The organism is Halomonas borealis (assembly GCF_004798905.1).
GTDB lineage: Bacteria > Pseudomonadota > Gammaproteobacteria > Pseudomonadales > Halomonadaceae > Halomonas > Halomonas borealis.
Map to the genome: position 1 here is coordinate 15,758 of NZ_SDMO01000003.1, position 25,797 is coordinate 41,554.

Below are 25,797 nucleotides of genomic sequence, written 5' to 3' on the forward strand. Positions count from 1 at the left end.
ACCCGACACTCACCAGCGGAACGCCGAGATGAGCATCCAGTCGACCCTTGAGCACAAGCTTCAGGACCTCGAGCCCACCTTCCTGACGGTGGAAAACGAGAGCCACAAGCACAACGTGCCCGCCAATGCCGAGACCCACTTCAAGGTGACCGTGGTGTCGCCGCGCTTCGCCGGCATGATGCCGGTGAAGCGTCACCAGCAGATCTATGCTTTGCTGGCCGATGAGCTGGCGGGTCCCGTGCACGCCCTGGCCCTGCATCCCTATACCCCCGAGGAGTGGCAGGCCCGCGGCGCGGCGCGCCCCGACTCCCCGGATTGCCGGGGTGGCGGGCACTCGTGACCACCGAGCCCCAGCGGCTGCAGTACCTGGAGGCCATGGGCCTCGCGGCCTGGACGGCCCGCTACCGGCTGCCCAACGCCCGGCCCAGCGAGGCCTGCGAGTGGGACTGGCCGCCGGCCGAGGCCGCGCCCCGTCAGGCGCCCGGCGAGCGCCTTCAGGCGCTGCTGGAAACGCCATCGGAGGCGCCCGCGTCGGCACCGGCGCCGGCCACGCCGAGTGAGCGGCCGCCGTCGGGAGAGCGCAAGGCGCGCGCGTTGCTCGGCGGCCTGGTGCCCGATGCAGCACCCGCCGAGGCGCCGGCGACCAGTGCGCCGGAGCCGGGGCGCGACGCCGCGCCGGATGCCCCAGGGGAGGCGCTACGCTTCACCCTGCAGCTGGCCTGCCTGGATGGGCGCTGGCTGGTGATGCAGTCGGGGGGCGCGGCGCCTGCGTCGTCGTCGCGGCGGCTGCTCGTCAACCTGCTGCGGGCCGCCGGCATCACGCCGGGGCAGTCGCCGGACTTCGAATCCTTCCACTGGCCGCAGATCGAGGGGCTGGACGTACAGGCGCCCCTGGACGAGGCGCGCCAAGGGCTCGCGGCCTTCCTGGCCGGCCGGGCACGGCGCGGCTGGGCGCCGGAGCGGCTGTTGCTGTTCGATGATGACGCCACCCTGAGCCGGGTGCTGGCGATCGAGGACGGGCGTGCCACGGCGCTGGACCTGCCGATCTGGCAGGGGCCGAGGCTCGAGACCCTGGCGGCGAGCGCCGCGGCCAAGCGTGAGCTCTGGCCGCGGCTCCTCGACTGGCGTGAGGCTTGGCAGGGCGAGGCGACCGGCGGTGAGTGAGCCGTGGTATCGCGAGCTCGGCCCCGGGGATCTGGCGGCATTGGTCGAGCTGGAGGCGAGCGCTCAGGAACACCCCTGGGCGTCGTCTCGGCTCGAGGCGGCGCTTGCCGCGGAGGATGTCGCCGTGCTGGGCATGCAAGAGTCGGCGGGATTGATCGGCCATGCGGTGGTGGTGCGCCAACCGTTCGATGCCGAACTCGAAGGCATACTGGTGGTGCCATCGCGGCGCGGCGAGGGGCAGGCGGGAAGGCTGCTGGCGGCGGTGATCGAGCGGGCCCGCGACTGGGGGAGCGAGCGGCTGCTGCTGGAGGTCAGGGTCGGTAATGTGCCGGCGATCGCCCTGTATCGGCGTGCGGGGTTCGCGGAAGACGGGCGCCGGCACGGTTACTACCCACCGCTGGCCGGCGCCGAACGCGAGGACGCGCTACTGATGTCTTGCCCCCTAGCCTGATCCTCGGCCAGGCCGAACGGGTCGTCAGCCGGGCTGCTGCTCGGCGGTGCTGCCGGTCTCGACATCATCGAACTTGCCCAGCAGCGACGACAGGCGGCGCTCCCACTCCTCGCGCTCCTGCTTGAGGCGAGCGTTTTCCTCGCGTAACTCCTCGGCTTCCATCTTCATCAATTCCAGTGCCTCGACGGCGCTGGTGACCTTCTGTTCGAGCTGGTTGAAGAGTTCGATGCTCATCCGTTTCTCCTGACGATGTCGGCGGGCGGGGCCCGTGATTGGCGTCCTGCAGCGGCAGACTAACGCCGTGGACGGGGCTCAGCAAGCGTCGCCGTCGGGCGACTCGGCGAACGCCTGCGAGCGGCGGTAGAGGCGCCCGGTGCTGTCGCCGGCGCGCACCTCGCGATGCAGCCGCCAGCCGCTCGGCACCTCGGGGGTGAGTGACGTTTCCGTCTCCACGTAGATCCAGGCATCCGGCGTCAGCCAGCCGGCCTCGAGGGCGCAGCAGCAGGGCGCGGCGAGGCCCTGGTGGAAGGGCGGGTCCACGAAGGCCAGCGAGAAGGGGGAGGTGGCCTCGCCAGGTCCGGCCTCGAGATGGCTTCGCGCGTCGGCCATGACGACCGCGGCGGAGGCGATGCCCAGTGTCGCCAGGTTGTCGGACAGGGTCCGGGCGACCCGTGCGTCGCGCTCCACCAGTAGCGCCTCGGCGGCGCCGCGCGAGAGGGCCTCGAGGCCCAGCGCCCCGGTGCCGGCGAACAGGTCCAGCACCCGGGCGCCGGGGGTGGCCGGGCCTAGCCAGTTGAACAGCGTCTCGCGGACGCGGTCCGGCGTGGGGCGCAGCCCCGGGCTGTCCAGCACCGGCAGCCGGCGGCGGCGATGCTCGCCGCCGATGATGCGCAGCTGTCCAGCGGGGCGAGAGGTCGCCTGCTTGCCGCGGTCGCGGGCGGGCGTCGAGGATCGGGAAGAGGGGCGTCGTCGGCTCATGGTGCCGATTGTAGCGGGCGCCGTGTCCACAGTCATGGTGCGCGATGGTAGGATGTGGCGATTCGTTCACCCGCGAGGCTGAATCCCCCCATGTTCGGTTTTTTCAAGCGTAAGAAGAAGCAAGAGCCCCAGCAGGACCCTCAGCAGGCCCCCGAGGCCGAGCAGGAGGAGGCGGCCGATGCCGCACCGGTCGAGCCTGAGACCGAGACGCCGGTCGAGGCCGAGCACGAATCCACCGTCGGGGACGAGTCGGGTGACCCCGAGCCGGTGGCTTCCGGGGGGGGCGAGGAAGCGGAGCCGGTCGACGAGGATCCGGTGCCCGTCGCCGCGGAGTCGGAGCCGGTGGTCGAAGAAGCTGAGCCCGCCGCCGCGGAGCCGGAGCCGGTGGTCGATGAGTCTGAGCCCGCCGCCGCTGAGTCGGAGCCGGTGGTCGATGAGTCTGAGCCCGTCGTCGCGGAGCCGGAGCCGGCGGTCGATGAATCTGAGCCCGTCGTCGCGGAGCCGGAGCCGGCGGTCGATGAATCCGAGCCCGTCGCCGCTGAGCCGGAGACGGTGGTCGATGAGCCTGAGCCCGTCGAGCCGGAAAGCGCCGCGAAGGTCGAGCCTGCGCGGGCCGACGAGCCCGCCGCAAGGCCCAAGGCCGAGCCGCGCGACAAGCCCAAGAAGAAGGGCCTGTTCGCGCGCATGCGCGAAGGGCTTGGCAAGACCCGGGCCAACCTGACCGAAGGACTCGCCGGCCTGTTCCTGGGGCGCAAGCAGATCGACGATGATCTGATGGAGGAGCTCGAGACCCAGCTGCTGATGGCGGATGTGGGCATCGAGGCCACCACCCAGATCATCGACCGGCTCACCGAGCGCGTCTCGCGCAAGGAACTCAAGGATCCCGAGGCGCTCTATCAGGCCCTGCAGGAGGAGCTGGCGACCCTGCTCGACGGCGTGACCGCCCCGCTGACCCTGCCGCCCAAGGGCGAGGGGCCCTTCGTGATCCTGGTGGTCGGCGTCAACGGCGTCGGCAAGACCACCACCATCGGCAAGCTGACGCAACGCTTCCAGCGCGAAGGTCGCAGCGTCATGCTGGCCGCCGGCGACACCTTCCGCGCCGCGGCCGTGGAGCAGCTCAAGGTCTGGGGCGAGCGCAACGAGGTGCCGGTGATCGCCCAGCATACCGGGGCCGACAGCGCCTCGGTGGTCTTCGACGCCCTGTCCGCCGCGCGCGCGCGGGGCGTCGACGTGCTGATCGCCGACACCGCCGGTCGGTTGCACAACAAGGCGCACCTCATGGAGGAGCTCAAGAAGGTGCGCCGGGTGATGGGCAAGCTCGACGAGCAGGCGCCCCACGAGGTGATGCTGGTGCTCGACGCCGGAACCGGCCAGAACGCACTCTCCCAGGCATCGACCTTCAACGAGGTGGTGCCGGTCTCCGGCATCACCTTGACCAAGCTCGACGGCACCGCCAAGGGTGGGGTGATCTTCGCCCTGGCCCAGCAGCTGGGCACGCCGATCCGCTTCATCGGTGTCGGCGAGACCCTGGATGATCTGCGTCCCTTCGACGCCCGGGAGTTCGTCGACGCCCTGTTCGACCGCGACGACGCTTCGTCATGATCGCCTTCGAGCACGTTGGCAAGCGCTACGGCGGGCGCTTCGATGCGCTCGCCCATCTCGATTTCCGTGTGCGGCGCGGCGAGATGGTGTTCCTCACCGGCCACTCGGGGGCCGGCAAGAGCTCGCTGCTGCGGCTGCTGATGCGCCTGGAGCGTCCCAGCCGTGGGCGCATCCTGGTGGCCGGCCATGACATCGATCGCCTGCACCATAGCCAGGTGCCCTTCTACCGGCGCCAGATCGGTGTGGTCTTCCAGGACCACCAGCTGCTGTTCGACCGCTCGATCTACCACAACGTGGCGCTGCCGCTGGAGATCCAGGGCGCCGAGCCTCGCGAGGCGGCGCGGCGGGCACGCGCGGCGCTGGACAAGGTGGGGCTCTTGCATCGCGAGAAGGCGCTGCCCATCGAGCTGTCCGGCGGCGAGCAGCAGCGCGTGGGCATCGCCCGGGCGGTGGTCAACAAGCCGGCGCTGTTGCTCGCCGACGAGCCCACCGGCAACCTGGATCCCCAGCTTTCGGCGGACATCATGAGCCTGTTCGAGGACTTCCATCGCATCGGTACCACGGTGATGGTGGCTAGCCACGACCTGGCCCTGATCGCCCGCCTGCGCCACCGTACCCTGCGTCTCCATGAGGGGCGCCTGGTCGCCGACGAGGAGGTCTCATGAGCCGCGAAGCCCCCGCCCGTCGCGGCGCCCAGACCCAGCGTCCCTCATCCGGTGGCCGCTGGCGTAGCTGGCTGCGCCACCATCGGGCGATGGCGCTGGACAGTGCCCGCCGACTGTTGCGCCACCCGTTGAGCAGCCTGCTGACCATGCTGGCGATCGCCATCGCCCTGATCCTGCCCGCGGGGCTGTGGTTGACCCTGGACGGCGCCCGGTTGATCGACACGCAGCTCGACGAGAGCGCGACGCTGACCGTCTATCTGGAGCAGGGTGTCGGTGGCGCCGAGGCGGGGCGCATCGAGGAGGCGCTGGCGGCCCAGGAGGGCGTGACGAATGCGCGCCTGATCAGTGCCGCCGAGGGCATGGTCGAATTCCAGCAGGCCCTGGGCCTGGAGGACGCCCTGGCACGGTTGCCGGATAACCCGCTGCCGGCGAGCGTGGTGATTCGCCCCGATGACCCGTCGCCGTCGGCGGTGAAGCGCCTGGCGGGCGGCCTGGAGGACATGGCCGGGGTCGATGAGGTGCGGCTGGACCTGGCCTGGTTGGAGCGGCTCGGCCAGCTGGCCGAGTTGGGGCGGCGCGCCGGCCTGGGGCTCGCGGTGCTGTTCGGCCTGGGCGTGCTGCTGGTGGTCGGTAACACCATCCGTCTGGCGGTGGAGAATCGCCGCCAGGAGATCGAGGTGGTGACGCTGATCGGTGCCACCCACGCCTTCGTGCGTCGCCCTTTCCTCTACAGCGGCGCCTGGTACGGGTTGGGTGGTGGCATGCTGGCCGGGCTTTTGCTGAGCCTCGGCGGCGACTGGCTGGCCACGCCGGTCGCCGCGCTGGCGGCCAGCTACGGCGCGGGATTCGCGCTACCCGGGTTGGGGTTGGCGGGGTCGGCAACCCTGCTTGGCTGTAGTACACTATTGGGCTGGCTGGGAGCCTGGATCGCCGTGAGTCGGCATCTGGCACAGATTCGTCCCCGCTAGCGGCGCATCCCCGAATCGGGAATGCTGCCGGAACCAAATCGATAAACCGCTATCCAAGGCGACGACTCAGGTTTCCACACACGGGATTCCACACACGGGCTTCAACGGAGACATCTTGCACATGAGCACCAGTCTTCTGCCGGTGGGCCACCTTTCTCCGGGCCACGACCTCAACGGCTACATTCAGGCGGTCAACGGCATTCCCATGCTGACCGTCGACGAGGAGCGTGACCTGGCCTTCCGTCTGCACGACGAGGGTGACCTCGAGGCGGCGCGCCGTTTGGTGATGTCGCATCTTCGCTTCGTGGTGCATATCGCGCGCAGCTATTCCGGTTATGGCCTGGCTCAGGCCGATCTGATCCAGGAAGGCAACGTCGGCCTGATGAAGGCGGTCAAGCGCTTCGACCCATACCAGGGCGTACGCCTGGTGTCCTTCGCCGTGCACTGGATCAAGGCCGAGATTCACGAGTTCGTACTGCGCAACTGGCGGATCGTCAAGATCGCCACCACCAAGGCGCAGCGCAAGCTGTTCTTCAACCTGCGCAGCGCCAAGAAGCGCCTGGCGTGGTTGAACACCGACGAGGTCGAGGCGATCGCCAAGGATCTCGACGTCAAGCCCGAGGTGGTCCGCGAGATGGAAGGACGCCTCTCCGCCCACGACGCCGGCTTCGATGCCGCGCCGGGCGAGGACGAGGAGACCGCCTATCAGGCGCCGGTCCATTACCTGGACGACGCCAGCCAGGATCCGGCCACCCAGCTCGAGGATAGCGACTGGGAGGCCGATGCCACCCAACGCCTGAAGAGCGCGTTGGCGGGGCTCGACGAGCGCTCTCGCGATATCCTCCAGCAGCGCTGGCTGGGTGATGCCAAGACCACCCTGCACGAGCTGGCCGACGTCTATGGCGTGTCCGCCGAGCGTATTCGCCAGCTCGAGAAGAACGCCATGAAGAAGATCAAGCAGCAGCTCGGCGAGACCCTGGCGGCCTGAAGCGCCGGTCTCCGTGGGCACTGAGTCACAAGAAAACCCCGAAGGCCTCGGCCTTCGGGGTTTTTTGTGGTGCCCTCAAGCGCCTGGCGCTAGGCGGTCTGGGGTGCCTCGCGGAGCAGTCCCGCCGACAGGGCCGGCCACTGGTCGTCCCAGTGTGCGGTGGGGCGGTGATAGAAGTCGCTGCGCACGTACTGGGCGATGCGTCCTTCGACCTGGGCGGCGAGCAGGTTGGCGGCGGCCGGAATCGGCAGCGAGGGGCGACGCCCCTCGCGTAGCTCGGCCTCCCTCAGTACCTGCTTGAGCTGGGTCTCGAGACGCTCGAACAGCTGGTGGATACGTAGCCGCAGTCGTGCCGTCTCGCCGGTCAGCGCGTCGCCGCCGAGCAGCCGCGACAGACCCGGGTTCTTCTCGGCGAAGGCCAGCACCAGGGTGAGGATCTGGCCGCAGCGTGGCAGCGCCTCGGGGACTTCCTCGAGGATCCGGCCGATGCGTTCGAACAGCGTCTGCTCGATGAACTCGATGAGCCCTTCGAACATGCGTGCCTTGCTGGGGAAGTGGCGGTAGAGGGCGGCCTCGGAGACGCCGACCTGTCGGGCCAGGGCGGCGATGGTGATGCGCTTGCCGCTGTCTTCCTCCAGCATCAGTGCCAGCCCCTGGAGGATCTGCTCCCGGCGGCTGGGGGTAGGGGTTGCCTGCGTCATATGTGCTTTTCTTGTCGGTTTCTAGATAAGCAAGGCATCCGGGGCAGGAGCCCCGGCATCAGCCATGCGTGGAGTTGGTGATCAGCGTGCCGACGCCTGCGTTGGTGAAGATCTCCAGCAGGGTCGCGTGGGGCACTCGGCCATCGACGATGTGGGCGCTGGCGACGCCGTCCTTCACGGCATCCAGGGCGCAGCGAATCTTCGGCAGCATGCCGCCATGGATGGTGCCGTCGGCGATCAGCGCGTCGACCTGGTCGGTGGTCAGCCCGGTGAGCACCTCGCCTTCGCCGTTCATCAACCCGGCGACATTGGTCAGCAGCATCAGCTTCTCGGCATCCAGTGCCTCGGCGACCTTGCCGGCCACCAGGTCGGCGTTGATGTTGTAGCTGCGGCCGGCCTCGTCGACCCCGATGGGGGCGATCACCGGGATGAAGTCGCGTTCGGCGAGCATCTCGATCAGGTCGGTGGAGATATGCTCCACCTCGCCGACGTGGCCGATGTCGATGATCTCCGAGGCGGCCATGTCCGGCGTCTGTTGCTCGACCTGGAGCTGGCGGGCGCGGATCTGGGCGCCGTCCTTGCCGGTCAGGCCGATGGCCTTGCCGCCGCTCTGGTTGATCAGGTTGACGATGCCCTTGTTGACCAGGCCGCCGAGTACCATCTCCACCACGTCCATGGTCTCGGCATCGGTCACCCGCATGCCGTTGACGAAGCGCGACTCGATCTTGAGCTTGTCGAGCAAGTCGCCGATCTGCGGGCCGCCGCCGTGGACCACCACCGGATTGATGCCGACTTCCTTCATCAACACCATGTCGCGGGCGAAGGAGTCGATCAGGGTGTCCTCGGTCATGGCGTTGCCGCCGTACTTGACCACCACGGTCTTGCCGGAGAAGCGCTGGATGTAGGGCAGCGCCTCGGAGAGTACCTCCACCACCTGGCGGGGGTCGCGAGTCTGTTCGCTCATTGCTGTCTTCCTGGTTGTGTCCTGGGGCGGCTCACGGGGTGAGTTCGAGGTCCGGCGCGACCCGGGCGAGGGCCTCGGCGAAGCGGCGGCGGATGCGCGCCAGCGCCTCGTCGGTCTTGCCTTCGAAGCGCAGCACCAGCGCCGGCGTGGTGTTGGAGGCGCGGCACAGACCCCAGCCGTCCGGGTAATCGACGCGGATGCCGTCGAGGGTGGTCTTGATGCCATCCTCGCCGAAGTCGCCTTCCCGGGCCAGCCGCGCCACCAGGTCGAACTTGCGCTCCTCGGTGACGCCCAGATTGATCTCCGGGGTGGCGATGTCTTGAGGATAGCGGGCGAAGAAGGCGTCGGCGTCCTGGTCCGCGGGCTGCTTGGCGAGGGTCTCGAGTAGCCGGGCCGCGGCGTAGAGGCCGTCGTCGAAGCCGTACCAGCGTTCCTGGAAGAAGATATGGCCGCTCATCTCACCGCCCAGTTGGGCGCCGGTCGCCTTCATGCGTGCCTTGATCGGCGAGTGGCCGGTGCGCCACATCTCCGGGGTGCCGCCGGCCGCCTCGATGACGCCTGCCAGGTTGCCGGTGCACTTGACGTCGAAGACCACGCGGCCGCCCGGGTGGCGCGACAGCATGTCCTCGGCGAAGGCCATCAGCAGGTGGTCGGGGTAGATCAGCTCGCCGCGGGGCGTGATCACGCCCAGGCGGTCGCCGTCGCCGTCGAAGGCCAGGCCGATGTCGGCCTGGTGCTCGCGCACCGCGTGGATCAGGTCTTCAAGGTTCTCGGGCTTGCCCGGGTCCGGGTGGTGGTGGGGGAAGGTGCCGTCGATCTCGGCGAACAGCGGGATCGTCTCGGCGCCCAGGCGCTCGATCAGCCTCGGCCCCAGCTCGCCGGCCACGCCGTTGCCGCAGTCGACCACCGCCTTTAGCGGGCGGGAAAGCGTCACGTCGCCGAGGATGCACTCGAGATAGGCCTCGCGCACGTCCGCCTCGTGAACCTCGCCCTGACCCTCGGTGAGGTCGCCATGCGTGATCCGTCGATGCAGGTCGCCGATCGCCTCGTCGGACAGCGTCTCGCCGTCGAGCACGATCTTGAAGCCATTGTAGTCCGGCGGGTTGTGGCTGCCGGTGACCATCACCCCGGAGGCGGTGCCCTCGAGCAGGTGGGTGGCGAAGTAGAGCACCGGGGTGGGCACCATGCCGATGTCGATCACGTCGCAGCCACCGGCGGTCAGGCCGCGGACCAGGGCGTCCTTCATGCGCGACCCCGAGAGGCGGCCATCACGGGCCACCACCAGCCGGGCTTCGCCGCGCGCCAGGGCGGCGCTGGCGATGGCACGGCCGATGCCCTCGACGCCGCTCTCGGTGAGGGTGTCATCGACGATGCCGCGAATATCGTAGGCGCGGAAGATCGAGGCGGGAGCCTGAAGCGTGCTGTCCTGGGTCATCTCGTCGTCCTGGTGCGTGGGGCGGCAGGCGTCAGTGGCGGCCGGAGTGGCCGAAGCCGCCGTCGCCGCGGAGGCTTTCGTCGAAGTCGTCGACCAGCTCGAGGTCGGCCTGCACCACCGGCACGAGCACGTACTGCGCCAGGCGCTCGAAGGGCTCGAGGGTGAAGGTCGTGGTGCCGCGGTTCCACACCGAGATCATCAGTTCGCCTTGGTAGTCGGAGTCGATCAGCCCGACCAGGTTGCCGAGCACGATGCCGTGCTTGTGGCCTAGCCCCGAGCGGGGCAGCACCATGCCGGCGAGGCTCGGATCGGCGATGTGCATCGCCAGGCCGGTGCGCACCAGCTCGCAGTCGCCGGGCTCGAGCACCAGGGGGGCGTCGAGCAGGGCGCGCAGGTCCATGCCGGCGGAGCCGTCGGTGGCGTAGTGGGGCAGATGATCGCGCATCCGCTCGTCGAGCAGTTTGACGGCGAGGCGGGGGCGGTCGGTGATGGTCGGCATCGGGTGTCTTCCAGGGCTTGTGAAGTAGTGGATGAGGTCAGTCGGCCAGCCGGGCCAACGCTCGGCGGATCACGGCCTCGGCGAGATCGGCCTTGGGCTGGGGCGGCAGGTCTGCCTGGCCGGTGGTCTCATCCTCGCGCCATAGCAGCAGGGCGGCGTTGTCGTCGGCACCGAAGCCGAGCCCGGCTCGGGAGACGTCGTTGGCGACCACCATGTCCAGGTGCTTGCGCGTGAGCTTGTCGTGGGCGTAGGCCGCAAGCTCACGGGTCTCGGCGGCGAAGCCGACCACATAGGGGCGGTCGGGGCGCGCGGCGACGGCGGCGATGATGTCGGGGTTCTTGACCAGGCGCAGGGTGAGGGTGTCCTCATCATGCCGCTTCTTGAGCTTGTGTTCGGCCGGCGCCTCGGCGCGGTAGTCGGCCACCGCGGCGCAGCCGATGAACAGGTCGCATCCACCGGCCAGGCGCTGGGCGGCCTCGTGCATCTCCCCGGCGCTCTCCACGTCGAAGCGTTCCACACCTGCGGGCGTGGGCAGCGCCACGGGGCCACTGATCAGCTGCACCCGGGCGCCGAGGGCGGTGGCGGCGGCGGCCAGGGCATAGCCCATCTTGCCGGAGCTGTGGTTGGAGAGGTAGCGCACCGGGTCCAGCGGCTCGCGGGTCGGGCCGGCGGTGATCACCACGCGGACGCCCTCGGCGGGGCGGTCGGCGGGGGCGGCCAGCGCGCCCAGGATGGCTTCGGGTTCGAGCATGCGCCCGGGCCCCACGTCGCCGCAGGCTTGGTCACCGCTGTCCGGGCCTAGCAGTCGCCAGCCGTCTTCGGTCAGCCGGTGGGCATTGCGGGCGGTGGCCGGCTGGCGCCACATAGCCTGGTTCATGGCTGGCGCCATGGCCTTCTCGGCGTCGCTGGCCAGGCACAGGGTAGTGAGCAGGTCGTCGGCGTGGCCGTGGGCCAGGCGCGCCATCAGGTCGGCGGTGGCCGGGGCGATCAGGATCAGATCGGCCCAGCGGGCCAGCTCGATGTGCCCCATGCCGGCCTCGGCCTCGGGGTCGAGCAACGAGGTGCGCACCGGCTCGCCGGTCAGCGCCTGCAGGGTCAGGGGCGTGATGAAGGCCTGGGCGCCGTCGGTCATCACCACGCGCACCTCGCAGCCGGACTGCTTGAGCAGGCGGGCGAGCTGGGCGCTCTTGTAGGCGGCGATGCCGGCGCTGATGCCGAGCAGAACGCGCCGTCGGGGGGCTGTCGACATGGTCGTATCCGCGCATGAGGCTGATCGCCTACCTTACCATTCGGCCGCATTCTTGCGTAGCCGCCGCCTGGCGAGCCTGGACTACACTGCCCGGGAGAAACAGGCGGGAGGTCGTGATGTCGATTCGTGACTGGCCGGAGGGCGAACGCCCCCGGGAGAAGCTGCTGGCGCTGGGGCCCGAGGCGCTTTCCGATGCCGAGCTGCTGGCGATCTTCCTGCGCGTGGGGGTGCGCGGGCGTTCGGCGGTGGACCTGGCCCGCGACCTGTTGTCGGTCTTCGGCGGCCTGCGTCCGCTGCTCGAGGCCGAGCGTTCCCGCTTCTGCGCCGAGCGCGGCCTGGGAGAGGCGAAGTTCGTGCAGCTTCAGGCCACCCTCGAACTGTCCCGGCGCCACCTGGCCAGCCGGCTGGCGCGGGAGGAGGCGTTGACCTCGCCGTCGCTGGTGCGCGCCTATCTCGCCTCGCGGCTACGCCATCTCGGTCACGAAGAGTTCGCGGCGCTGTTCCTCGACAGCCAGCACCGGGTGATCCGTTTCGAATCGCTGTTCCGGGGTACCCTCGACAGCGCCTCGGTGTACCCCCGCGAGGTGGTGAAGCGCGCGCTGGAGCTGGGCGCCGGGGCGCTCATCCTCGCCCACAATCATCCCTCCGGTGTGGCCGAGCCCAGCGATGCCGATCGTCGCATCACCGCACGGCTCAAGGAGGCGCTCGCGCTGTTCGAGATCCGGGTGCTGGATCATTTTGTGGTCGGAGACGGCGAAGTGGTGTCCTTCGCCGAGCAAGGGCTGCTATAATCCGCCGCGATCAAAACACAGCAGTGGCAGTCGTGCTCGCCCAAAACGGACCCCGCGAGGTGAAGTTGGCCGGCGATGGCGCTGCATCAATCTGCACGTCGCTTGTCTGGCAACGTTGACTCTGGTATAAAGTGCAGCCTTTGAATTCCCTTGGGTCAAATGACAGCGGGGTCGTCCCGGTTTTGCCCGACAGGTTTTGAACAATCAGGTATCCCTACCTGGCCAAGCGGTTGGAGGCTCTCATGTCCAAAGTATGTCAGGTTACCGGCAAGCGCCCGGTGACTGGTAATAACGTTTCACACTCCCAGCGCAAGACGCGTCGTCGTTTCGTGCCGAACCTGCACAGCCACCGTTTCTGGGTGGAGTCCGAGAAGCGCTTCGTCCGCCTGCGCCTCTCCTCCAAAGGCATGCGCATCATCGACAAGAAGGGCATCGAAGCGGTGCTCGGCGACATTCGCAAGCGTGGCGAAACCGTCTAAGCGTTTCCATCAGGGAGAAGACTCATGCGTGACAAGATTCGTCTGGTGTCCAGTGCCGGTACCGGCCACTTCTACACCACCGACAAGAACAAGCGGAACACTCCGGACAAGATGGAGATGAAGAAATTCGATCCGGTTGTTCGCAAGCACGTGATGTACAAGGAAGCCAAGATCAAGTAAATCGGGATCCCCGCGGTTCCCGAGATCGCTTCCGCCGCAGGCCTCGGCCTGTCCTCAAGAACCCGGCCCGATGGTCGGGTTCTTGCGTATTGATCCTCGAACGCCGCCGAGAGCGCATCGCCCCATGCCCGAGTTGCCCGAAGTCGAGACCACCCGGCGTGGCATCGTCCCGCACGTGGAGGGTCGCGAGATCACCGAGGTGGTCGTGCGTCACCGCCGCCTACGCGTGCCGGTGCCGGCGGACCTGCCCGATCGCCTGGTGGGCATGCGTATCGGCGCACTGGCGCGGCGCGCCAAGTACCTGCTGATGCCCCTGGAGGGCGACGATAGCACCCTGCTGTGGCATCTCGGTATGTCCGGGAGCCTGCGCATCGCCCGAGTCGGCGAGTTACCCAAGAAGCACGATCATCTCGACCTGGTGCTCGAAGACGGCGCGGTGCTGCGCTACCACGATCCGCGGCGCTTCGGCTTCGTCGACTGGCTGGCCGGCGACGCCGAGCATGACCCGCGCCTCGCCAAGCTGGGGCCGGAGCCGCTCTCCGAGGCCTTCGACGGCGAGCGGCTGTATACCCTGTCGCGGCGCCGGCGGTTGGCCGTGAAGCCGTTCCTGATGGACAATACCGTGGTGGTGGGGGTCGGCAACATCTATGCCGCCGAGGCGCTGTTCCTGGCCGGCATCGATCCCCGTCGCGCCGCCGGGCGGATTTCCCGGCGACGCTACGAGCGCTTGGCGGCCGCGGCTCGCGAGGTGCTGGCCGCCGCCATCACCCAGGGCGGCACCACCCTGCGCGACTTCGTCGGCGGCACCGGCGAGCCGGGCTATTTCGCCCAGCGGCTCAATGTCTATGGCCGCGATGGCGAGCCCTGCCGGCGCTGCGGCGCCGAGCTGCGCCTGGTGACCCTGGGTCAACGAGCCAGCGTATTCTGCGGTGAGTGTCAGACCTGACGCGCCGCGATCCGATTCGATGCCCCGGCGCATGGCCCGGTGGCATCCCCTGAACGTCTCCACGACGCCCACGACGAGAGTCCCGACATGACTGCCCTACGCTCACTGCGCCTGAAGAAGAATGCCGATCGCCGCCTCAAGGCGGGGCATCTCTGGCTGTACTCCAACGAGATCGACACTCAGGCCACGCCGCTCAAGGCCTTCGCGCCTGGTGAGCAGGCCCAGGTCGAGGCCGCCAACGGCAAGGCGCTGGGCGTGGCCTACGTCAATGCCCATTCGCTGATCTGTGCCCGCCTGGTCTCCCGCGATCCGGGCATGCTGCTCGATCGCTCGCTGCTGGTGCATCGTCTGAACCAGGCCCTGGCGCTGCGTCAGCGCATGTTCGACAAGCCGTTCTATCGCCTGGTGCATGGCGAGGGCGACCTGCTGCCGGGGCTGATCATCGATCGCTTCGGCGACGTGCTGGTGGTGCAGATCAATACCGCCGGCATGGAGGCGATGCAGGAGTCGCTGCTCGACGCCCTGGACAAGGTGATCGCACCGAGCGCCGTGGTACTGCGCAACGATACCTCCGGTCGCCGTCAGGAAGGCCTCGAGCGCCAGGTCGAGGTCATCAAGGGCACACTGCCGGAGGCGGTGGAGCTCGAGGAGAATGGCGTGCGCTTCGTCGCCCCGGTGCTCGACGGCCAGAAGACCGGCTGGTTCTATGACCACCGCGTCAACCGTGCCTGGCTCAACCAGCAGGTGGCCGGCAAACGGGTGCTCGACCTGTTCAGCTATGTCGGTGGTTGGGGCGTGCAGGCCGCCGCCCATGGCGCCAGCGAGGTGCTGTGCGTGGATTCCAGCCAGCCGGCGCTCGAGCGTGTCGCCGACAATGCCGCCCTCAACGGCCTGCACGAGCAGGTCACGGTGGGGGCGGGCGATGCCTTCGAGGCCATGGCCGCCCTCAAGGCCGACGGCGAACAGTTCGACGTGGTGATCCTGGATCCGCCCGCCTTCATCCAGAAGCGTAAGGACACCGCCGCCGGCGAGCGTGCCTACGGCAAGCTCAACCGCGAGGCCATGCGACTGCTGGGCCGCGACGGCCTGTTGCTCTCGGCGTCCTGCTCGATGCACCTGGCGCCGGAACGCCTGGTGGATAGCGTGCGTGGTGCCGCCCGCCATCAGGATCGCCACGCCCAGCTGCTGTTCCAGGGCCACCAGGGGCCGGATCACCCGGTGCATCCGGCGATCCCCGAGACGGCCTACCTCAAGGCGCTGGGCGTGCGCGTCTTCCGCGACTGAAGACAGCGCAAGGGCTTGCCTCGGGCGGTGGAATTGTCACATCGTGCCAAGGCAAGTCGCCCGCCCTTTTCAAGGAAGACGCCATGACCGAGGTGCCCTGGACCTTGATCTTCGCCCACGGCAACGCCCTGCTGGTGGGCCATGTGAGCAACCTGCTCGACGCCGCGGGGATTCCCTGCGAGCTGCGCAACATGACCCTCGGTGGTGGCGCCGGGGAGCTGCCGCCGCTGGAGTGCGAGCCCCAGGTGTGGGTCGCCGCGCACAATCGCGAACAGGCCGAGGCGTTGGTGCAACAGGCGCTCGAGGACCCGGCGCCGGGGAGCGCTTGGCGCTGTCCGGCCTGCGGCGAGGAGCTCGAGGGTGCCTTCGATACCTGCTGGAATTGCGGTGGACGCAAGGAGGACGAGCATGGCCGCTGAGCCTGGCGCGCTCGATTGGGACCTGTCCGAGCCCTTCCTGATCGATATCCTGGTCGGGCCAGAGGCCATCGATCACTATGGTCACGTCAACAACGCCCAGTATCTGCGCTGGGTGGAGCAGGCCAGTTGGGCGCATTCCGGCCAACTGGGCCTGACGCTTGAGGACTACCGGGCACTGGATCGCGCCATGGCCGTGCACCGTCACGAACTCGACTATCTGGCGCCGGGGTTCGAGGGCGAATGCCTGGCCATGGCCACCTGGATCATCGCCTGCGATTCGCGCCTTACCCTGACTCGCCGTTTCCAGCTGATGCGCCCGCGAGATGGCATCACCCTGCTGCGCGCGCGCACCCGCTACGCCTGCATCGCGCTCTCCAGTGGCCGCCTTCGCCGTCTACCCCGGGAATTCGTCCAGGCCTACGGCGGAGCCCTGGCCACAGAAACCTGATCGCATAGGACTGACTGCCGAACCGTTCCGGGCCCCGGAGGCTCCCAGCCTCGAGGGGGAAGGGATAAAGGCGGCGGTCGAGCAGTGTCGCCAATCCGCTACGCGATTTTCTCCTCCTTGTCAGCTTGCGTTCATGCGGGCTTAACGCGGCGCTCACCGACCTGACAGGATGCACCGAATGGTCGCCGGTAGCCTCTGGGGTGTGTCTTCATCCCAGAGGATTTCCGTCATGACCTGCGTCACTCTCGTGACTCCCTTCGCCGTTCCTGCCGCCGCCAAGTGGGCCTTTACCACGCGCCGTGTGAAGCGCGATGACGTTCATGCCCTCGTGAGTCTTGATCATTCGGCTCGCGCCGGTGATCTGATCCTGTACGAGATTCTCCAGGTCGGCCAGCACAAGCGACTCCAGCTGGCCTGCGGCCGTCCCAGCGAGAGCTATCCCGGTGACCTGGTGGTGGTATGCGTGGGTGATCGCTACGCGCCGGATCAGTTCATGGGGCGCGCCGAGGTGGATAAGCGCATGGATCTGTTGGCCGGTGGTGGCATCGCCGGCAAGGTGGAGGCGGCCCACGCCCGGATGGCTCGTCCCACTCAACTGCGTCCGCTGGGCTTTCTCGCCGACGCGTGGGGCGAGGTGGTCAATATCGACCGCTACGCCATCGTCGATGCGCGTATCCCCGATGACGTCGTGGTGCTGGGGGTGTTCGGTGCTTCCATGAACGCCGGCAAGACCACGGCGGCGGTAAGCCTGGCCCACGGCCTCAAGCGTGCGGGCTTCGCGGTGGAGGGAGTCAAGGCCACCGGCACCGGCGCCTTCGGTGATTTCAATGCCTTCGCCGATGCCTCGGTTGCGGTCAGCGACTTCACCGATGCCGGCATGGCCTCGACCTTCCGCTGCCCGCTGACGCGCATCGAACGCGGCTTCGAAGCTCTGGTCGGTGGAGCGGCGTCGCGTGGCGCCGAGGTGGTCGTGGTGGAGATCGCCGACGGGGTCTTTCAGGACGAGACCGCTGCGATCCTGGCGGATTCCGCGATCATCGAGCGCCTGGACGGCATCCTGTTCGCTGCCCCTGATGCCCTGGGTGCGGTGGGTGGCGTTGCGGTACTCAAACGCCATGGCCTGAGGCCCTTCGCCCTGGCAGGCATGCTGAGTCTGTCGACCCTCGGCAGTCGCGAAGCCAGCGGCGAGACCGGACTGCCGGTGGTCAAGCGCGAGGCGTTGTGCGACCCCGAGGCCGTATCGAGGCTGGTGGCGCCGATCATGAAGAGACGCGTCGGTCTGTCCGTGCTCAAGGGCCCGATGGATAGCGAACGTCTGGCCACGGGTGCCACCGCATGAGCGAGTTTCCCGAACTCTCGGGGGGTGGCAGAGACCGGCAGATCGCGCTGGTGGCGGGCTTGGGGATCATCCAGGCGGGCTTGATGATGGCCACGGCCTTCGCCACCCGTGACGTCTTCATCGCTCTGCGCCACGCAACGGGCGAGAGTCCAGCTCAACTGCCGTTGACGTCGCTGGCGGTGCTGGTGGCCGCGGCGCTGGCCATCGCCGCCTGCCAGGCCCTGGCCAGGGGCCGCGGCGAGGCCATCGGCCAGAGCTACGCGGTGGAGCTGCGCAGCGTGGTCTTTCGCGCCATCGCCGCCCTCGGTGTCGAGCGTGCTGGTCGCCGTCTGGGGGGGCTGTCGCTGCGCTTCGTCGGAGATCTCTCGGCGGCCCGGGGCTGGGTCGGCATGGGGATCACGCGGCTGGTGTCGGCGGCGGTGGTCTTTCCCATGGCGGCGCTGTGTCTGTGGCTGATCGATCCCACCCTGGCGATGGCTGGCATGCTGCCGATTCTCGGTGCAGTGACCCTGGCCGCGGGTCTGGGGCTGGCGCTCGGTCGCCTGCATCGTGATCTGCGTCGGCGCCGGGCCGGGGTGGCCATTGCGGCGATGGAGCGTATTCCCATCGCCCGCGAACTGGCGCTGATGAATCGTCTGCCCAGGGAGCTTGCCAGCCTCGAGCGCAAGGGACGACGCAGCGCCGAGGACGCGGTGCGTCGAGTGCGGCGGGTGTCGTTGTTGCGCGCGCTGCCCAACGCCTCCCTGGGGCTGGGTGGCGCGATGGTGCTGTGGGCCACCGCGCGCTTCGGGCTGACGGCGGCGGACGCCGCTGCGGCGCTGTCGGTGCTGGCGATCCTGGTGGTGCCGGTGCGCGAATGCGTGGGGGTCTGGGATCGCTACAGCGCCTGGTGCATCGCCCGCGACAAGTGCCGGACACTGCTCGGGCGGGCCGAGGCGTTGCCGCGAGTGCGCCGACGGGGGCGGCCGGTGCCGCTGGACCTGGAGTGCCTACGGGTGGACGGCCGCACCCTACACCTGCGCATCCGCGCGGGCCAGCGGGTACGCCTGGACACCCATGATCCGGATCTGGCATCTCGGGTGCTGGCGGTTCTGGCGCTGCGGCGCGCGCCGCAGGCGGGTCGACTGCACTTCGACGGGCTGCCGAACCAGCCGGCCATCGCCTATATCGGGGATCGTCCCGTCGTGCTCCGGGGCAGTCTGCGCCGCGCGCTGACCATGGGGGCGGCTGCCCGCCCCGACGATGATGACATCACCCGGGTGGCGCGGGAATGCGGCCTGGGCCCCGCCATGACACGCCTCGGTGGTCTGGATGGACGGGTCGAGGAGGGTGGAGGCAACCTGACGCCTGGGGAGTCCCTGCGGGTGGCCCTGGTCCAGGCACTGCTGTCGCACCCCGACCTGGTGGTGGTCGACAGCCGCCTGTGGCCGGCGCTCGAGGATGCCGCTGAACTGTTCAGGCGGCTCAACGCCCGTTGTCCGGCCACCCTGGTGCACGATCTGCCCGAGGCGGTGGCCGGCGATGTTGGCATGGTGCTGCGCCTGTCAGAGCATGAGGGTCGCAAGACGCAGCCTTCGGTTCGCCGGAACAGTAAACTTGGGTCATGAAAATTATCAGTGTCGTAACCGCCTATACCCTGGTGTTGCTGACCATGGCCTGTACCGGCGCGGTGCTGGCCTACTGGAGCGTCGAGCGCAGCACCTGGCTGAGTGATCGAATGAACCTGGCGCACCGTTCCTACGAGGCGCACCTGAACCTGTCGACCCACAGCTACCGGCTGTTCAAGCAATACGCGGATGCCCTGCTGATCGGCGATCAGGATGGTGGCGAGGGAGAGCGCCAGCTGAATGAGTTGGTACGCCGGGATATCAGCGAGATCCGCGATATTGTCGGCGCCGAGATCGAGCTGGTGGGAGACGAAGAGGTCGAGGAGCTGGAGCTGCTGGCCAGGCTCGAGGACCAGCTGGACGAGGTGATCTACGGCTACGCGGAACTGATCGACTCGGAGCAGGAGTTCGACCCGGTCAGCCGCTGGCTGAGCTTCTACGCCCTGCTCGATGAAGCCATCGATGAGCGCTTCCGGGAGCTGATGGACATCGCGCTCGAGGGCGAGATCGAAGAGGTCCGTGAAGCCCGCGAGGAGATCGCTCGGGGAGCCCGCCAGACGCGCTGGCTGGCGCTGGGTTTCGCGCTGTTGGCGGTGGCGCTGACGGTGGCGGTCATGGTGTTCTACCGTCGTCGGGTGTCGCGGCGCTGCCAGCGTCTGATGGCGGGGGTCGAGCGCATGCACAAGGGGGCCTTCGGTCACACCATCGCGATCACCGGCGACGATGAGCTGGGCCGTATCGGTCGCTTGCTCAATCAGATGGGTGCCGACGTGCGCATCCATCGGCGCGCGCTGGAGCGCCAGAACAGCGCGCTGGAGAGGGCGGTGGCGGATCGAACCGGTGAGCTCGAGCGGCTGCTGGAGGAGGCCCGTCGGGCAGAACGCCATCGGCGCCGGCTGCTGGCCGATGTCAGCCACGAGCTGCGTACACCCCTGACCATCATCCAGGGCGAGTGCGACGTGATACTGCGGGCGCGCCAGGCCGATGAGGGCGATTATCGCGAGGCACTGCGTCGCGCCCGGGAAGCGGCCTCCCATACCACCGCGCTGATCGATGATCTGCTGACCATTGCACGCCAGGAAAGTGGCGAACTACGCTTGCGCCCGCAGCCAACCGAGCTGGTCGCGTTTCTCAAGGATAGTATCAGCCTGTCATCGGTATTGGTGTCACTGGAGACCGAGGTCTCCGCCGCGCCCATCGAAGTGGATCGTCTCCGGTTGCGACAGTCGGTGCTGGCGCTTCTGCAGAATGCCCGAGTCCACGGTGGCCCCCGGGTGGTGGTGCGCCTGGGTCGTCACGACGACGGCTGGCGGATCTCGGTGGAAGACGATGGCAGGGGAGTGTCGGTGGCCGACAAGGCGGTGGTATTCGAGCGCTTCTATCGCAGTGCCAATGCCTCCGCAAACTACACGGAGGGCAGCGGTCTGGGGCTGCCTATCGTGCGTGCCATTGCCCGTGCCCATGGAGGCGACGCCGGTCTGGAGGACCGGCCGGGCGGTGGGCTGATCGTCTATATCGATGTGCCAGGGATGGCCGAGGAGTCCGCGTCGAAGTGAATGTGTTGGTAGTGGAAGATGAGCATCGAGTCGGGGACTTTCTGTGCCGCGGGCTCAAGGGAGAGGGCTGGACCGCCACCCGCGCCGCCGACGGTGAAATGGCGCTGTCGCTGTTGAAGGAGGGGGGCTACGATGTGGTGCTGCTCGACATCATGTTGCCGGGCATCTCCGGCCATGAGGTGTGCACGCGGATCAGGGGACGGGGCGACGAGGTGCCGATCCTGATGCTGACGGCATTGGATGCCACCGACGAGAAGGTCGTGGGGCTGCGCAAGGGCGCCGATGACTATCTGAGCAAGCCCTTTTCCTTCGATGAACTGATCGCTCGCATGGAGGCGCTGCATCGCCGTGCCGCGGGGTGGGCGGACGCGATCGCCGACGCACCAGCGGCGGATCCGGTGCAGTTCGATCGTGAGGCGCTGTGCCTGAAGATCGACGACGAGGTGATAGAGCTGTCTTCGAAGGAGCGCGGCCTGCTGGCGCTGCTGCTCGGCAATGCCGGGCGGGTGATGAGTCGCGAGCGCATTCTCAACGCGGTCTGGGGGCTCAATGAGGATCCGATGACCAATACTGTCGATGTCTATGTGGGGCGGGTGCGGCGCAAGCTCGGCGACCATGCCTCGCGCATCACCACGGTTCGCGGCGCGGGATACCGCTACGACGCTCCGGCCCCCTGAGGCGCTTTGCCGGCTCGTGGGTTCGGGGGATCTCACTCGGAGGTGTGTCTTGCTGTCTTTTGGCCGTGATGCCGAAAAATCTTTTGTCGCTTACCGGGCGGTTTATGGAACTTTCCGTTTTTTCTCAAGGGCTTTATTGGCAAAAAAATACTGTGCTTCACTGTAGTTGACGATAAAAATGCTGTGCTATGAAACGATGGGAGAGTCGTCATGCAGATCGCCGTCCCGAAAGAAATCAAGAACCATGAATACCGTGTCGCCCTGACCCCCAGCGGTGCCCGCGAGCTGGTCGGGCGCGGCCATGCGGTCGTCGTCCAGGCGAGTGCCGGCGAAGGAGCGGGCTTCAGCGACGCCGATTACGAGGCCGCCGGTGCGCGCCTCGAGTCCGAGGTGGCTCGGGTCTGGGCCGAGGCCGAGTTGATCCTCAAGGTCAAGGAGCCGCAGCCCGAGGAGGTCGCACGCCTCTCCCGTGGGCAGACGTTGTTCACCTACCTGCACCTGGCCGCCGAGGAAGCGCTGACCCGCGGGCTGATGGCCAGCGGCGCGACCTGTGTCGCCTACGAGACCATCACCGCCGCCGAGGGCGGGCTGCCGCTGCTGGCGCCGATGAGCACCGTGGCCGGCCGCATGGCGGTACAGGCCGGTGCCCACAGCCTGGAAAAGGCTCAGGGCGGGGCCGGCGTGCTGCTGCCCGGCGTACCCGGCGTGGCACCGGCCAAGGTGACCGTGATCGGGGGCGGCGTGGTCGGCGAGAATGCCGCGCGCATGGCGCTGGGGCTGGGCGCCGAGGTGACGGTGCTGGACAAGTCCATCCCGCGCCTGGAGACCCTCGATGACCGCTATCAGGGTCGCATGAAGACCGTCTTCTCCACCGCCGACGCCCTGGACGAGGCGGTGCGCGAGTCCGACCTGATCATCGGTGCCGTGCTGGTGCCCGGGGCCGCCGCGCCCAAGCTGATCACCCGTGCCATGCTGGCCGACATGAAGCCGGGCAGCGTGTTGGTGGACGTGGCCATCGATCAGGGTGGCTGCTTCGAGACCAGCAAGCCGACGACCCATGCCGAGCCGACCTATGTGGTCGACGGCGTGGTGCATTACTGCGTGGCCAACATGCCGGGAGCGGTGGCGCGGACCTCCACTCAGGCGTTGACCAACGCCACCCTGCCGTTCGTCGTCGCCCTGGCCGACAAGGGCTGGCAGCAGGCGCTGGCCGACGATGGCCACTTCGCCGCGGGGCTCAACGTCCATGATGGCCAGCTGACCTACCGGGCCGTGGCCGAGGCCTTCGGGCTCGAGTACGTGGAGGCCGGCGGGCTGATCGGTTGATGCCCGTGGCCGGTCGTTTATTAGGATGAGTGATAGGGTAGGGTCGGCGCGGCGTCGATCCTGCTCCTCTCGCCTCTCGCCTCTCGCCTCTCGCCTCTCGCCTCTCGCCTCTCGCCTCTCGCCTCTCGCCTCTCGCCCTTCGCGCTCGAGTCGGTCGCCTTGGCCGGGGCGCCGCGTTACCATGGCGGGCATTCGAGAGTCAGCAGAGTTCCGCCTTCATGAGCGCATCGTCCGACAAGACCCGTGTGTTGACGGGAATCACCACCACCGGCACCCCTCACCTCGGCAACTACGTCGGGGCCATCAAGCCTGCCATCACGGCGAGCCAGGACCCCAGCGTCCAGTCCTACTATTTCCTCGCTGACCTGCATGCCCTGATCAAGTGCCAGGACCCCAAGCGGGTCCAGCAGTCGCGTCTGGAGATCGCCGCCACCTGGCTGGCACTGGGGCTCGATACCGACAACGCCATCTTCTATCGCCAGTCGGACATCCCCGAGATCGCCGAGCTGAACTGGATGCTGTCCTGCGTCTGCTCGAAGGGCTTGATGAACCGCGCCCATGCCTACAAGGCGGCGGTGGCGGAGAACGAGGAAACCGGCAGCCCGGACCCGGATCGCGGTATCACCATGGGGCTGTTCGGCTACCCGGTGCTGATGGCGGCGGACATCCTGATGTTCAATGCCGACAAGGTGCCGGTGGGGCGCGACCAGGTCCAGCATATCGAGATGGCGCGTGACATGGGCGGTCGCTTCAATCATCTCTTCAAGGGCCAGTACTTCTCCCAGCCCGACGCGGTCGTCGACGAGCGGGTCCAGGTGCTCAACGGCCTGGACGGTCGCAAGATGTCCAAGAGCTACGAGAACACCATCCCGCTGTTCGTCTCCGAGAAGAAGCTGCTCAAGCTGGTGCGCAAGATCAAGACCAACTCGTTGGAGCCCGGCGAGCCCAAGGATCCGGACACCTGCACCCTGTTCCAGATCTACTCGGCCTTCGCCAGCGTCGAGGACGCCGCGGCCATGCGTGTCGAGTATGCGAATGGCATCGGCTGGGGCGAGGCCAAGAACCGGCTCTTCGAGCAGCTGAACGCGCAACTGAGCGAGCCCCGCGAGCGTTACCAGGCGTTGCTGGAAGACCCCGGCCACATCGAGCAGGTGCTGCGCCAGGGGGCCGAGCGAGCCCGCGCCGAGGCCGCTCCCGTCATGGATCGCCTGCGCGAGGCGGTCGGGCTGGGGCGCTTCGTCTAACCCCGGTTTCAGGTGTTGAGATTGGCGGCGGCGCCTCCGACCTTGGTCGGGGGCGCCGCTGTGATAGAGTACCGGCCAAGGCGCCGCAGAGCGCCACGGCCCGCACCCCGACATGGAAAGAGAGAACTTGATGACCAGCGAAGCCAAGCGTCCCCTCTATGTGCCCTACGCCGGGCCGCCTCTGCTCGAGATGCCCCTGCTCAACAAGGGTAGCGCCTTCACCCGCGAGGAGCGCTTCGAGTTCAACCTGATCGGCCTGTTGCCGCAGAACGTCGAGACGATCGAGGAGCAGGCCGAGCGGGCCTATCGCCAGTATCGCCAGTGCCAGACCGACCTGGATCGCCACATCTACCTGCGTGCCATCCAGGACGACAACGAGACCCTCTACTTCCGTCTGGTCTCCGAGCATCTCGAGGAGATGCTGCCGATCATCTATACCCCGACGGTGGGGCAGGCCTGCGAAGAGTTCTCCAACATCTACCGCAATCACCGTGGGCTGTTCATCTCCTACACCGATCGCGGCCGCATAGACGACATCCTGCGCAGCGCCACCAAGGACCGGGTGAAGGTGATCGTGGTCACCGACGGCGAGCGTATCCTCGGGCTTGGCGACCAGGGCATCGGCGGCATGGGGATCCCCATCGGCAAGCTGTCGCTGTATACCGCCTGTGGCGGCATCAGCCCGGCCTACACGCTGCCGATCCAGCTCGACGTGGGCACCAATAACCAGACCCTGCTCGACGATCCCATGTACATGGGCTGGCATCATCCGCGGATCTCCCAGGAGGAGTATGACGCCTTCATGGCCGAGTTCATCTCCGCCGTGAAGCGCCGCTGGCCGAGCGTGCTGCTGCAGTTCGAAGACTTCGCCCAGACCAACGCCCTGCCGCTGCTTCACCGTTATCGCGACGAGCTGTGCTGCTTCAACGACGACATCCAAGGCACCGCTTCGGTCTGCGTGGGCACCCTGATGGCCGCCTGCAAGGCGCGTGGCGAGGGCGTCGGCGACCAGCGCGTGGCGGTCGTCGGCGCCGGTTCGGCCGGCTGCGGCATCGCCGAGCAGATCGTGGTGGCCATGCAGGCCGAAGGGCTCTCCGAGCGCGAGGCGCGTCGGCGCATCTACATGGTCGACCGCGAGGGGCTGGTGACCGAGAATCAGGACTGGCTGCGCGACTTCCAGCGCCGCCTGGCGCAGGCCCCGGCGCTGGTCGCCGAGTGGGACGGCCAGGCACTGTTGGAGGTGGTCCGGCGGGTCAAGCCAACGGTGATGCTCGGCGTCAGCGGTCAGCAAGGCATCTTCACCGAGGAGGTGATCCGCACCATGCACGCGGGCTGTGCCTCGCCGTTGGTGATGCCGCTGTCCAACCCGACCTCCCGCGCCGAGGCGGTGCCCGAAGACGTGATCCGCTGGACCGACGGCCAGGCGATGGTCGCCACCGGCAGCCCCTTCCCGCCGGTGGAGCACGCGGGCCGCTCCTACCCGATCGCCCAGTGCAACAACGCCTACATCTTCCCGGGCATCGGCCTCGGGGTGGTCGCTTCCGGCGCCAATCGCATCACCGATGCCATGCTGATGGCCGCCTCCCGGGCGCTGGCCGATGCGGCGCCGGTGGCCAAGACTGGCCAGGGTGCGGTGCTGCCGGCGCTCGCCGATATCCGCGAGCTGTCCAAGGCGATCGCCTTCGAGGTGGGTGTCGAGGCCCAACGTGAGGGGGTGGCGCTCAAGTCCGATGAGCAGACCCTGCGCGATGCCATCGAGCGTCACTTCTGGACGCCGGAGTATCGCGCCTACCGTCGTCGCTCCTTCTAAGGCGGCGCCGATTCCTGGCGGCGCCCT

At 68.1% G+C, this 25,797-nt stretch carries 28 protein-coding genes; 21 read left to right on the forward strand and 7 right to left on the reverse strand.

Annotated features, from left to right (window positions below; translation table 11 throughout):
- Positions 1-28 precede the first annotated feature (28 nt).
- Genes ETC07_RS04345 through ETC07_RS04355 form a run of 3 tightly spaced genes read left to right on the forward strand, consistent with a single transcriptional unit; the run spans position 29 to position 1,615 of the window.
- Positions 29-340, forward strand: a complete 312-nt coding sequence (locus tag ETC07_RS04345; protein ID WP_136247289.1) for a BolA family protein — start codon at positions 29-31, stop codon at positions 338-340.
- On the forward strand, positions 337-1,164 hold the full coding sequence (locus ETC07_RS04350) for a hypothetical protein (protein ID WP_136247290.1): 828 nt from the start codon (positions 337-339) through the stop codon (positions 1,162-1,164). Before ETC07_RS04345 ends, ETC07_RS04350 begins: the two co-directional genes overlap by 4 nt.
- Positions 1,157-1,615 carry a GNAT family N-acetyltransferase gene (locus ETC07_RS04355; protein WP_136247291.1) on the forward strand — a complete coding sequence of 153 codons (459 nt, stop codon included), beginning with the start codon at positions 1,157-1,159 and terminating at the stop codon, positions 1,613-1,615. The genes ETC07_RS04350 and ETC07_RS04355 overlap by 8 nt, the downstream gene beginning before the upstream one ends.
- A 24-nt stretch (positions 1,616-1,639) precedes the next feature.
- Here the strand turns inward: ETC07_RS04355 and ETC07_RS04360 are convergent, their stop codons facing one another.
- Positions 1,640-1,849, reverse strand: a complete 210-nt coding sequence (locus ETC07_RS04360) for a cell division protein ZapB (protein ID WP_136247292.1) — start codon at positions 1,847-1,849, stop codon at positions 1,640-1,642.
- Between the two features lie 78 nt (positions 1,850-1,927).
- Positions 1,928-2,593 carry a 16S rRNA (guanine(966)-N(2))-methyltransferase RsmD gene (gene rsmD / locus ETC07_RS04365; RefSeq protein WP_136247293.1) on the reverse strand — a complete coding sequence of 222 codons (666 nt, stop codon included), beginning with the start codon at positions 2,591-2,593 and terminating at the stop codon, positions 1,928-1,930.
- 90 nt (positions 2,594-2,683) lie between these two features.
- Here rsmD and ftsY point away from each other — a divergent pair, with 90 nt between their 5' ends.
- The 4 genes from ftsY (at position 2,684) to rpoH (ending at position 6,816) form a co-directional block, all read left to right on the forward strand.
- The gene (gene ftsY, locus ETC07_RS04370; protein ID WP_136247294.1) at positions 2,684-4,195 is read left to right on the forward strand and encodes a signal recognition particle-docking protein FtsY; all 1,512 of its coding nucleotides are present in this window, start codon (positions 2,684-2,686) and stop codon (positions 4,193-4,195) included.
- The gene (gene ftsE / locus ETC07_RS04375) at positions 4,192-4,860 is read left to right on the forward strand and encodes a cell division ATP-binding protein FtsE (RefSeq protein WP_136247295.1); all 669 of its coding nucleotides are present in this window, start codon (positions 4,192-4,194) and stop codon (positions 4,858-4,860) included. Before ftsY ends, ftsE begins: the two co-directional genes overlap by 4 nt.
- Entirely contained in the window at positions 4,857-5,828 is a 972-nt protein-coding gene (gene ftsX, locus ETC07_RS04380) for a permease-like cell division protein FtsX (RefSeq protein ID WP_136247296.1), read from the forward strand. Before ftsE ends, ftsX begins: the two co-directional genes overlap by 4 nt.
- A gap of 121 nt (positions 5,829-5,949) precedes the next feature.
- Complete coding sequence (gene rpoH, locus ETC07_RS04385) at positions 5,950-6,816, forward strand: RNA polymerase sigma factor RpoH (protein ID WP_136247297.1); 867 nt, start codon at positions 5,950-5,952, stop codon at positions 6,814-6,816.
- Between the two features lie 89 nt (positions 6,817-6,905).
- Here the strand turns inward: rpoH and slmA are convergent, their stop codons facing one another.
- From slmA to coaBC, 5 genes are read right to left on the reverse strand one after another with little or no spacing between them, the layout of a single operon-like run.
- On the reverse strand, positions 6,906-7,517 hold the full coding sequence (gene slmA, locus ETC07_RS04390; protein ID WP_136247298.1) for a nucleoid occlusion factor SlmA: 612 nt from the start codon (positions 7,515-7,517) through the stop codon (positions 6,906-6,908).
- 58 nt (positions 7,518-7,575) lie between these two features.
- Positions 7,576-8,481: an acetylglutamate kinase gene (gene argB / locus ETC07_RS04395; RefSeq protein ID WP_136247299.1), complete on the reverse strand. Its 906-nt coding sequence runs from the start codon at positions 8,479-8,481 to the stop codon at positions 7,576-7,578.
- A gap of 31 nt (positions 8,482-8,512) precedes the next feature.
- A complete protein-coding gene (locus ETC07_RS04400) occupies positions 8,513-9,916 on the reverse strand; it encodes a phosphomannomutase/phosphoglucomutase (protein ID WP_136247300.1) in 1,404 nt (467 codons plus the stop codon).
- Positions 9,917-9,947: 31 nt separating this feature from the next.
- Positions 9,948-10,415 (reverse strand): dUTP diphosphatase, encoded by a 468-nt coding sequence (dut, locus tag ETC07_RS04405; protein ID WP_136247301.1) that lies wholly within the window; start codon positions 10,413-10,415, stop codon positions 9,948-9,950.
- Between the two features lie 37 nt (positions 10,416-10,452).
- The gene (gene coaBC / locus ETC07_RS04410; protein ID WP_136247302.1) at positions 10,453-11,664 is read right to left on the reverse strand and encodes a bifunctional phosphopantothenoylcysteine decarboxylase/phosphopantothenate--cysteine ligase CoaBC; all 1,212 of its coding nucleotides are present in this window, start codon (positions 11,662-11,664) and stop codon (positions 10,453-10,455) included.
- A gap of 116 nt (positions 11,665-11,780) precedes the next feature.
- On the opposite strand from coaBC, the gene radC reads away from it, so the two are divergent.
- The 14 genes from radC (at position 11,781) to ETC07_RS04480 (ending at position 25,770) form a co-directional block, all read left to right on the forward strand.
- Entirely contained in the window at positions 11,781-12,455 is a 675-nt protein-coding gene (radC, locus tag ETC07_RS04415; RefSeq protein ID WP_136247303.1) for a RadC family protein, read from the forward strand.
- Positions 12,456-12,697: 242 nt separating this feature from the next.
- On the forward strand, positions 12,698-12,934 hold the full coding sequence (gene rpmB, locus ETC07_RS04420; RefSeq protein ID WP_136247304.1) for a 50S ribosomal protein L28: 237 nt from the start codon (positions 12,698-12,700) through the stop codon (positions 12,932-12,934).
- Positions 12,935-12,958: 24 nt separating this feature from the next.
- Positions 12,959-13,114, forward strand: coding sequence for a 50S ribosomal protein L33 (gene rpmG, locus ETC07_RS04425; RefSeq protein ID WP_016856547.1), 156 nt, complete (start codon positions 12,959-12,961; stop codon positions 13,112-13,114).
- 124 nt (positions 13,115-13,238) lie between these two features.
- The gene (gene mutM, locus ETC07_RS04430) at positions 13,239-14,060 is read left to right on the forward strand and encodes a bifunctional DNA-formamidopyrimidine glycosylase/DNA-(apurinic or apyrimidinic site) lyase (RefSeq protein WP_136247305.1); all 822 of its coding nucleotides are present in this window, start codon (positions 13,239-13,241) and stop codon (positions 14,058-14,060) included.
- A gap of 87 nt (positions 14,061-14,147) precedes the next feature.
- Positions 14,148-15,344, forward strand: a complete 1,197-nt coding sequence (locus tag ETC07_RS04435) for a class I SAM-dependent rRNA methyltransferase (protein WP_136247306.1) — start codon at positions 14,148-14,150, stop codon at positions 15,342-15,344.
- 83 nt (positions 15,345-15,427) lie between these two features.
- Complete coding sequence (locus tag ETC07_RS04440; protein ID WP_136247307.1) at positions 15,428-15,763, forward strand: putative signal transducing protein; 336 nt, start codon at positions 15,428-15,430, stop codon at positions 15,761-15,763.
- On the forward strand, positions 15,753-16,211 hold the full coding sequence (locus tag ETC07_RS04445) for an acyl-CoA thioesterase (RefSeq protein WP_136247308.1): 459 nt from the start codon (positions 15,753-15,755) through the stop codon (positions 16,209-16,211). Before ETC07_RS04440 ends, ETC07_RS04445 begins: the two co-directional genes overlap by 11 nt.
- A gap of 229 nt (positions 16,212-16,440) precedes the next feature.
- Positions 16,441-17,550, forward strand: coding sequence for a P-loop NTPase family protein (locus tag ETC07_RS04450; RefSeq protein WP_136247309.1), 1,110 nt, complete (start codon positions 16,441-16,443; stop codon positions 17,548-17,550).
- Positions 17,547-19,157: a hypothetical protein gene (locus ETC07_RS04455; RefSeq protein ID WP_136247310.1), complete on the forward strand. Its 1,611-nt coding sequence runs from the start codon at positions 17,547-17,549 to the stop codon at positions 19,155-19,157. The genes ETC07_RS04450 and ETC07_RS04455 overlap by 4 nt, the downstream gene beginning before the upstream one ends.
- Positions 19,154-20,713 carry a sensor histidine kinase gene (locus tag ETC07_RS04460; RefSeq protein ID WP_136247311.1) on the forward strand — a complete coding sequence of 520 codons (1,560 nt, stop codon included), beginning with the start codon at positions 19,154-19,156 and terminating at the stop codon, positions 20,711-20,713. Before ETC07_RS04455 ends, ETC07_RS04460 begins: the two co-directional genes overlap by 4 nt.
- Positions 20,710-21,390: a response regulator transcription factor gene (locus tag ETC07_RS04465; protein ID WP_136247312.1), complete on the forward strand. Its 681-nt coding sequence runs from the start codon at positions 20,710-20,712 to the stop codon at positions 21,388-21,390. Before ETC07_RS04460 ends, ETC07_RS04465 begins: the two co-directional genes overlap by 4 nt.
- Positions 21,391-21,600: 210 nt before the next feature.
- Positions 21,601-22,716, forward strand: coding sequence for an alanine dehydrogenase (gene ald / locus ETC07_RS04470; protein WP_136247313.1), 1,116 nt, complete (start codon positions 21,601-21,603; stop codon positions 22,714-22,716).
- A gap of 218 nt (positions 22,717-22,934) precedes the next feature.
- A complete protein-coding gene (gene trpS, locus ETC07_RS04475) occupies positions 22,935-23,960 on the forward strand; it encodes a tryptophan--tRNA ligase (RefSeq protein WP_136247314.1) in 1,026 nt (341 codons plus the stop codon).
- Positions 23,961-24,090: 130 nt separating this feature from the next.
- Entirely contained in the window at positions 24,091-25,770 is a 1,680-nt protein-coding gene (locus tag ETC07_RS04480) for an NAD-dependent malic enzyme (RefSeq protein WP_136247315.1), read from the forward strand.
- Positions 25,771-25,797 lie beyond the last annotated feature (27 nt).

Coding starts and splice junctions, on each gene's coding strand:
- mutM (WP_136247305.1), top strand. CDS start 13,239: ATGCCCGAGTTGCCCGAAGTCGAGACCACCCGGCGTGGCATCGTCCCG.
- coaBC (WP_136247302.1), bottom strand. CDS start 11,664: ATGTCGACAGCCCCCCGACGGCGCGTTCTGCTCGGCATCAGCGCCGGC.
- argB (WP_136247299.1), bottom strand. CDS start 8,481: ATGAGCGAACAGACTCGCGACCCCCGCCAGGTGGTGGAGGTACTCTCC.
- rpmB (WP_136247304.1), top strand. CDS start 12,698: ATGTCCAAAGTATGTCAGGTTACCGGCAAGCGCCCGGTGACTGGTAAT.
- rpmG (WP_016856547.1), top strand. CDS start 12,959: ATGCGTGACAAGATTCGTCTGGTGTCCAGTGCCGGTACCGGCCACTTC.
- ETC07_RS04455 (WP_136247310.1), top strand. CDS start 17,547: ATGAGCGAGTTTCCCGAACTCTCGGGGGGTGGCAGAGACCGGCAGATC.
- ftsY (WP_136247294.1), top strand. CDS start 2,684: ATGTTCGGTTTTTTCAAGCGTAAGAAGAAGCAAGAGCCCCAGCAGGAC.
- slmA (WP_136247298.1), bottom strand. CDS start 7,517: ATGACGCAGGCAACCCCTACCCCCAGCCGCCGGGAGCAGATCCTCCAG.
- trpS (WP_136247314.1), top strand. CDS start 22,935: ATGAGCGCATCGTCCGACAAGACCCGTGTGTTGACGGGAATCACCACC.
- ftsE (WP_136247295.1), top strand. CDS start 4,192: ATGATCGCCTTCGAGCACGTTGGCAAGCGCTACGGCGGGCGCTTCGAT.
- ETC07_RS04400 (WP_136247300.1), bottom strand. CDS start 9,916: ATGACCCAGGACAGCACGCTTCAGGCTCCCGCCTCGATCTTCCGCGCC.
- ald (WP_136247313.1), top strand. CDS start 21,601: ATGCAGATCGCCGTCCCGAAAGAAATCAAGAACCATGAATACCGTGTC.
- ETC07_RS04360 (WP_136247292.1), bottom strand. CDS start 1,849: ATGAGCATCGAACTCTTCAACCAGCTCGAACAGAAGGTCACCAGCGCC.
- rpoH (WP_136247297.1), top strand. CDS start 5,950: ATGAGCACCAGTCTTCTGCCGGTGGGCCACCTTTCTCCGGGCCACGAC.
- ETC07_RS04445 (WP_136247308.1), top strand. CDS start 15,753: ATGGCCGCTGAGCCTGGCGCGCTCGATTGGGACCTGTCCGAGCCCTTC.
- ETC07_RS04435 (WP_136247306.1), top strand. CDS start 14,148: ATGACTGCCCTACGCTCACTGCGCCTGAAGAAGAATGCCGATCGCCGC.
- ftsX (WP_136247296.1), top strand. CDS start 4,857: ATGAGCCGCGAAGCCCCCGCCCGTCGCGGCGCCCAGACCCAGCGTCCC.
- dut (WP_136247301.1), bottom strand. CDS start 10,415: ATGCCGACCATCACCGACCGCCCCCGCCTCGCCGTCAAACTGCTCGAC.
- ETC07_RS04440 (WP_136247307.1), top strand. CDS start 15,428: ATGACCGAGGTGCCCTGGACCTTGATCTTCGCCCACGGCAACGCCCTG.
- ETC07_RS04480 (WP_136247315.1), top strand. CDS start 24,091: ATGACCAGCGAAGCCAAGCGTCCCCTCTATGTGCCCTACGCCGGGCCG.
- ETC07_RS04450 (WP_136247309.1), top strand. CDS start 16,441: ATGACCTGCGTCACTCTCGTGACTCCCTTCGCCGTTCCTGCCGCCGCC.
- ETC07_RS04460 (WP_136247311.1), top strand. CDS start 19,154: ATGAAAATTATCAGTGTCGTAACCGCCTATACCCTGGTGTTGCTGACC.
- rsmD (WP_136247293.1), bottom strand. CDS start 2,593: ATGAGCCGACGACGCCCCTCTTCCCGATCCTCGACGCCCGCCCGCGAC.
- ETC07_RS04345 (WP_136247289.1), top strand. CDS start 29: ATGAGCATCCAGTCGACCCTTGAGCACAAGCTTCAGGACCTCGAGCCC.
- radC (WP_136247303.1), top strand. CDS start 11,781: ATGTCGATTCGTGACTGGCCGGAGGGCGAACGCCCCCGGGAGAAGCTG.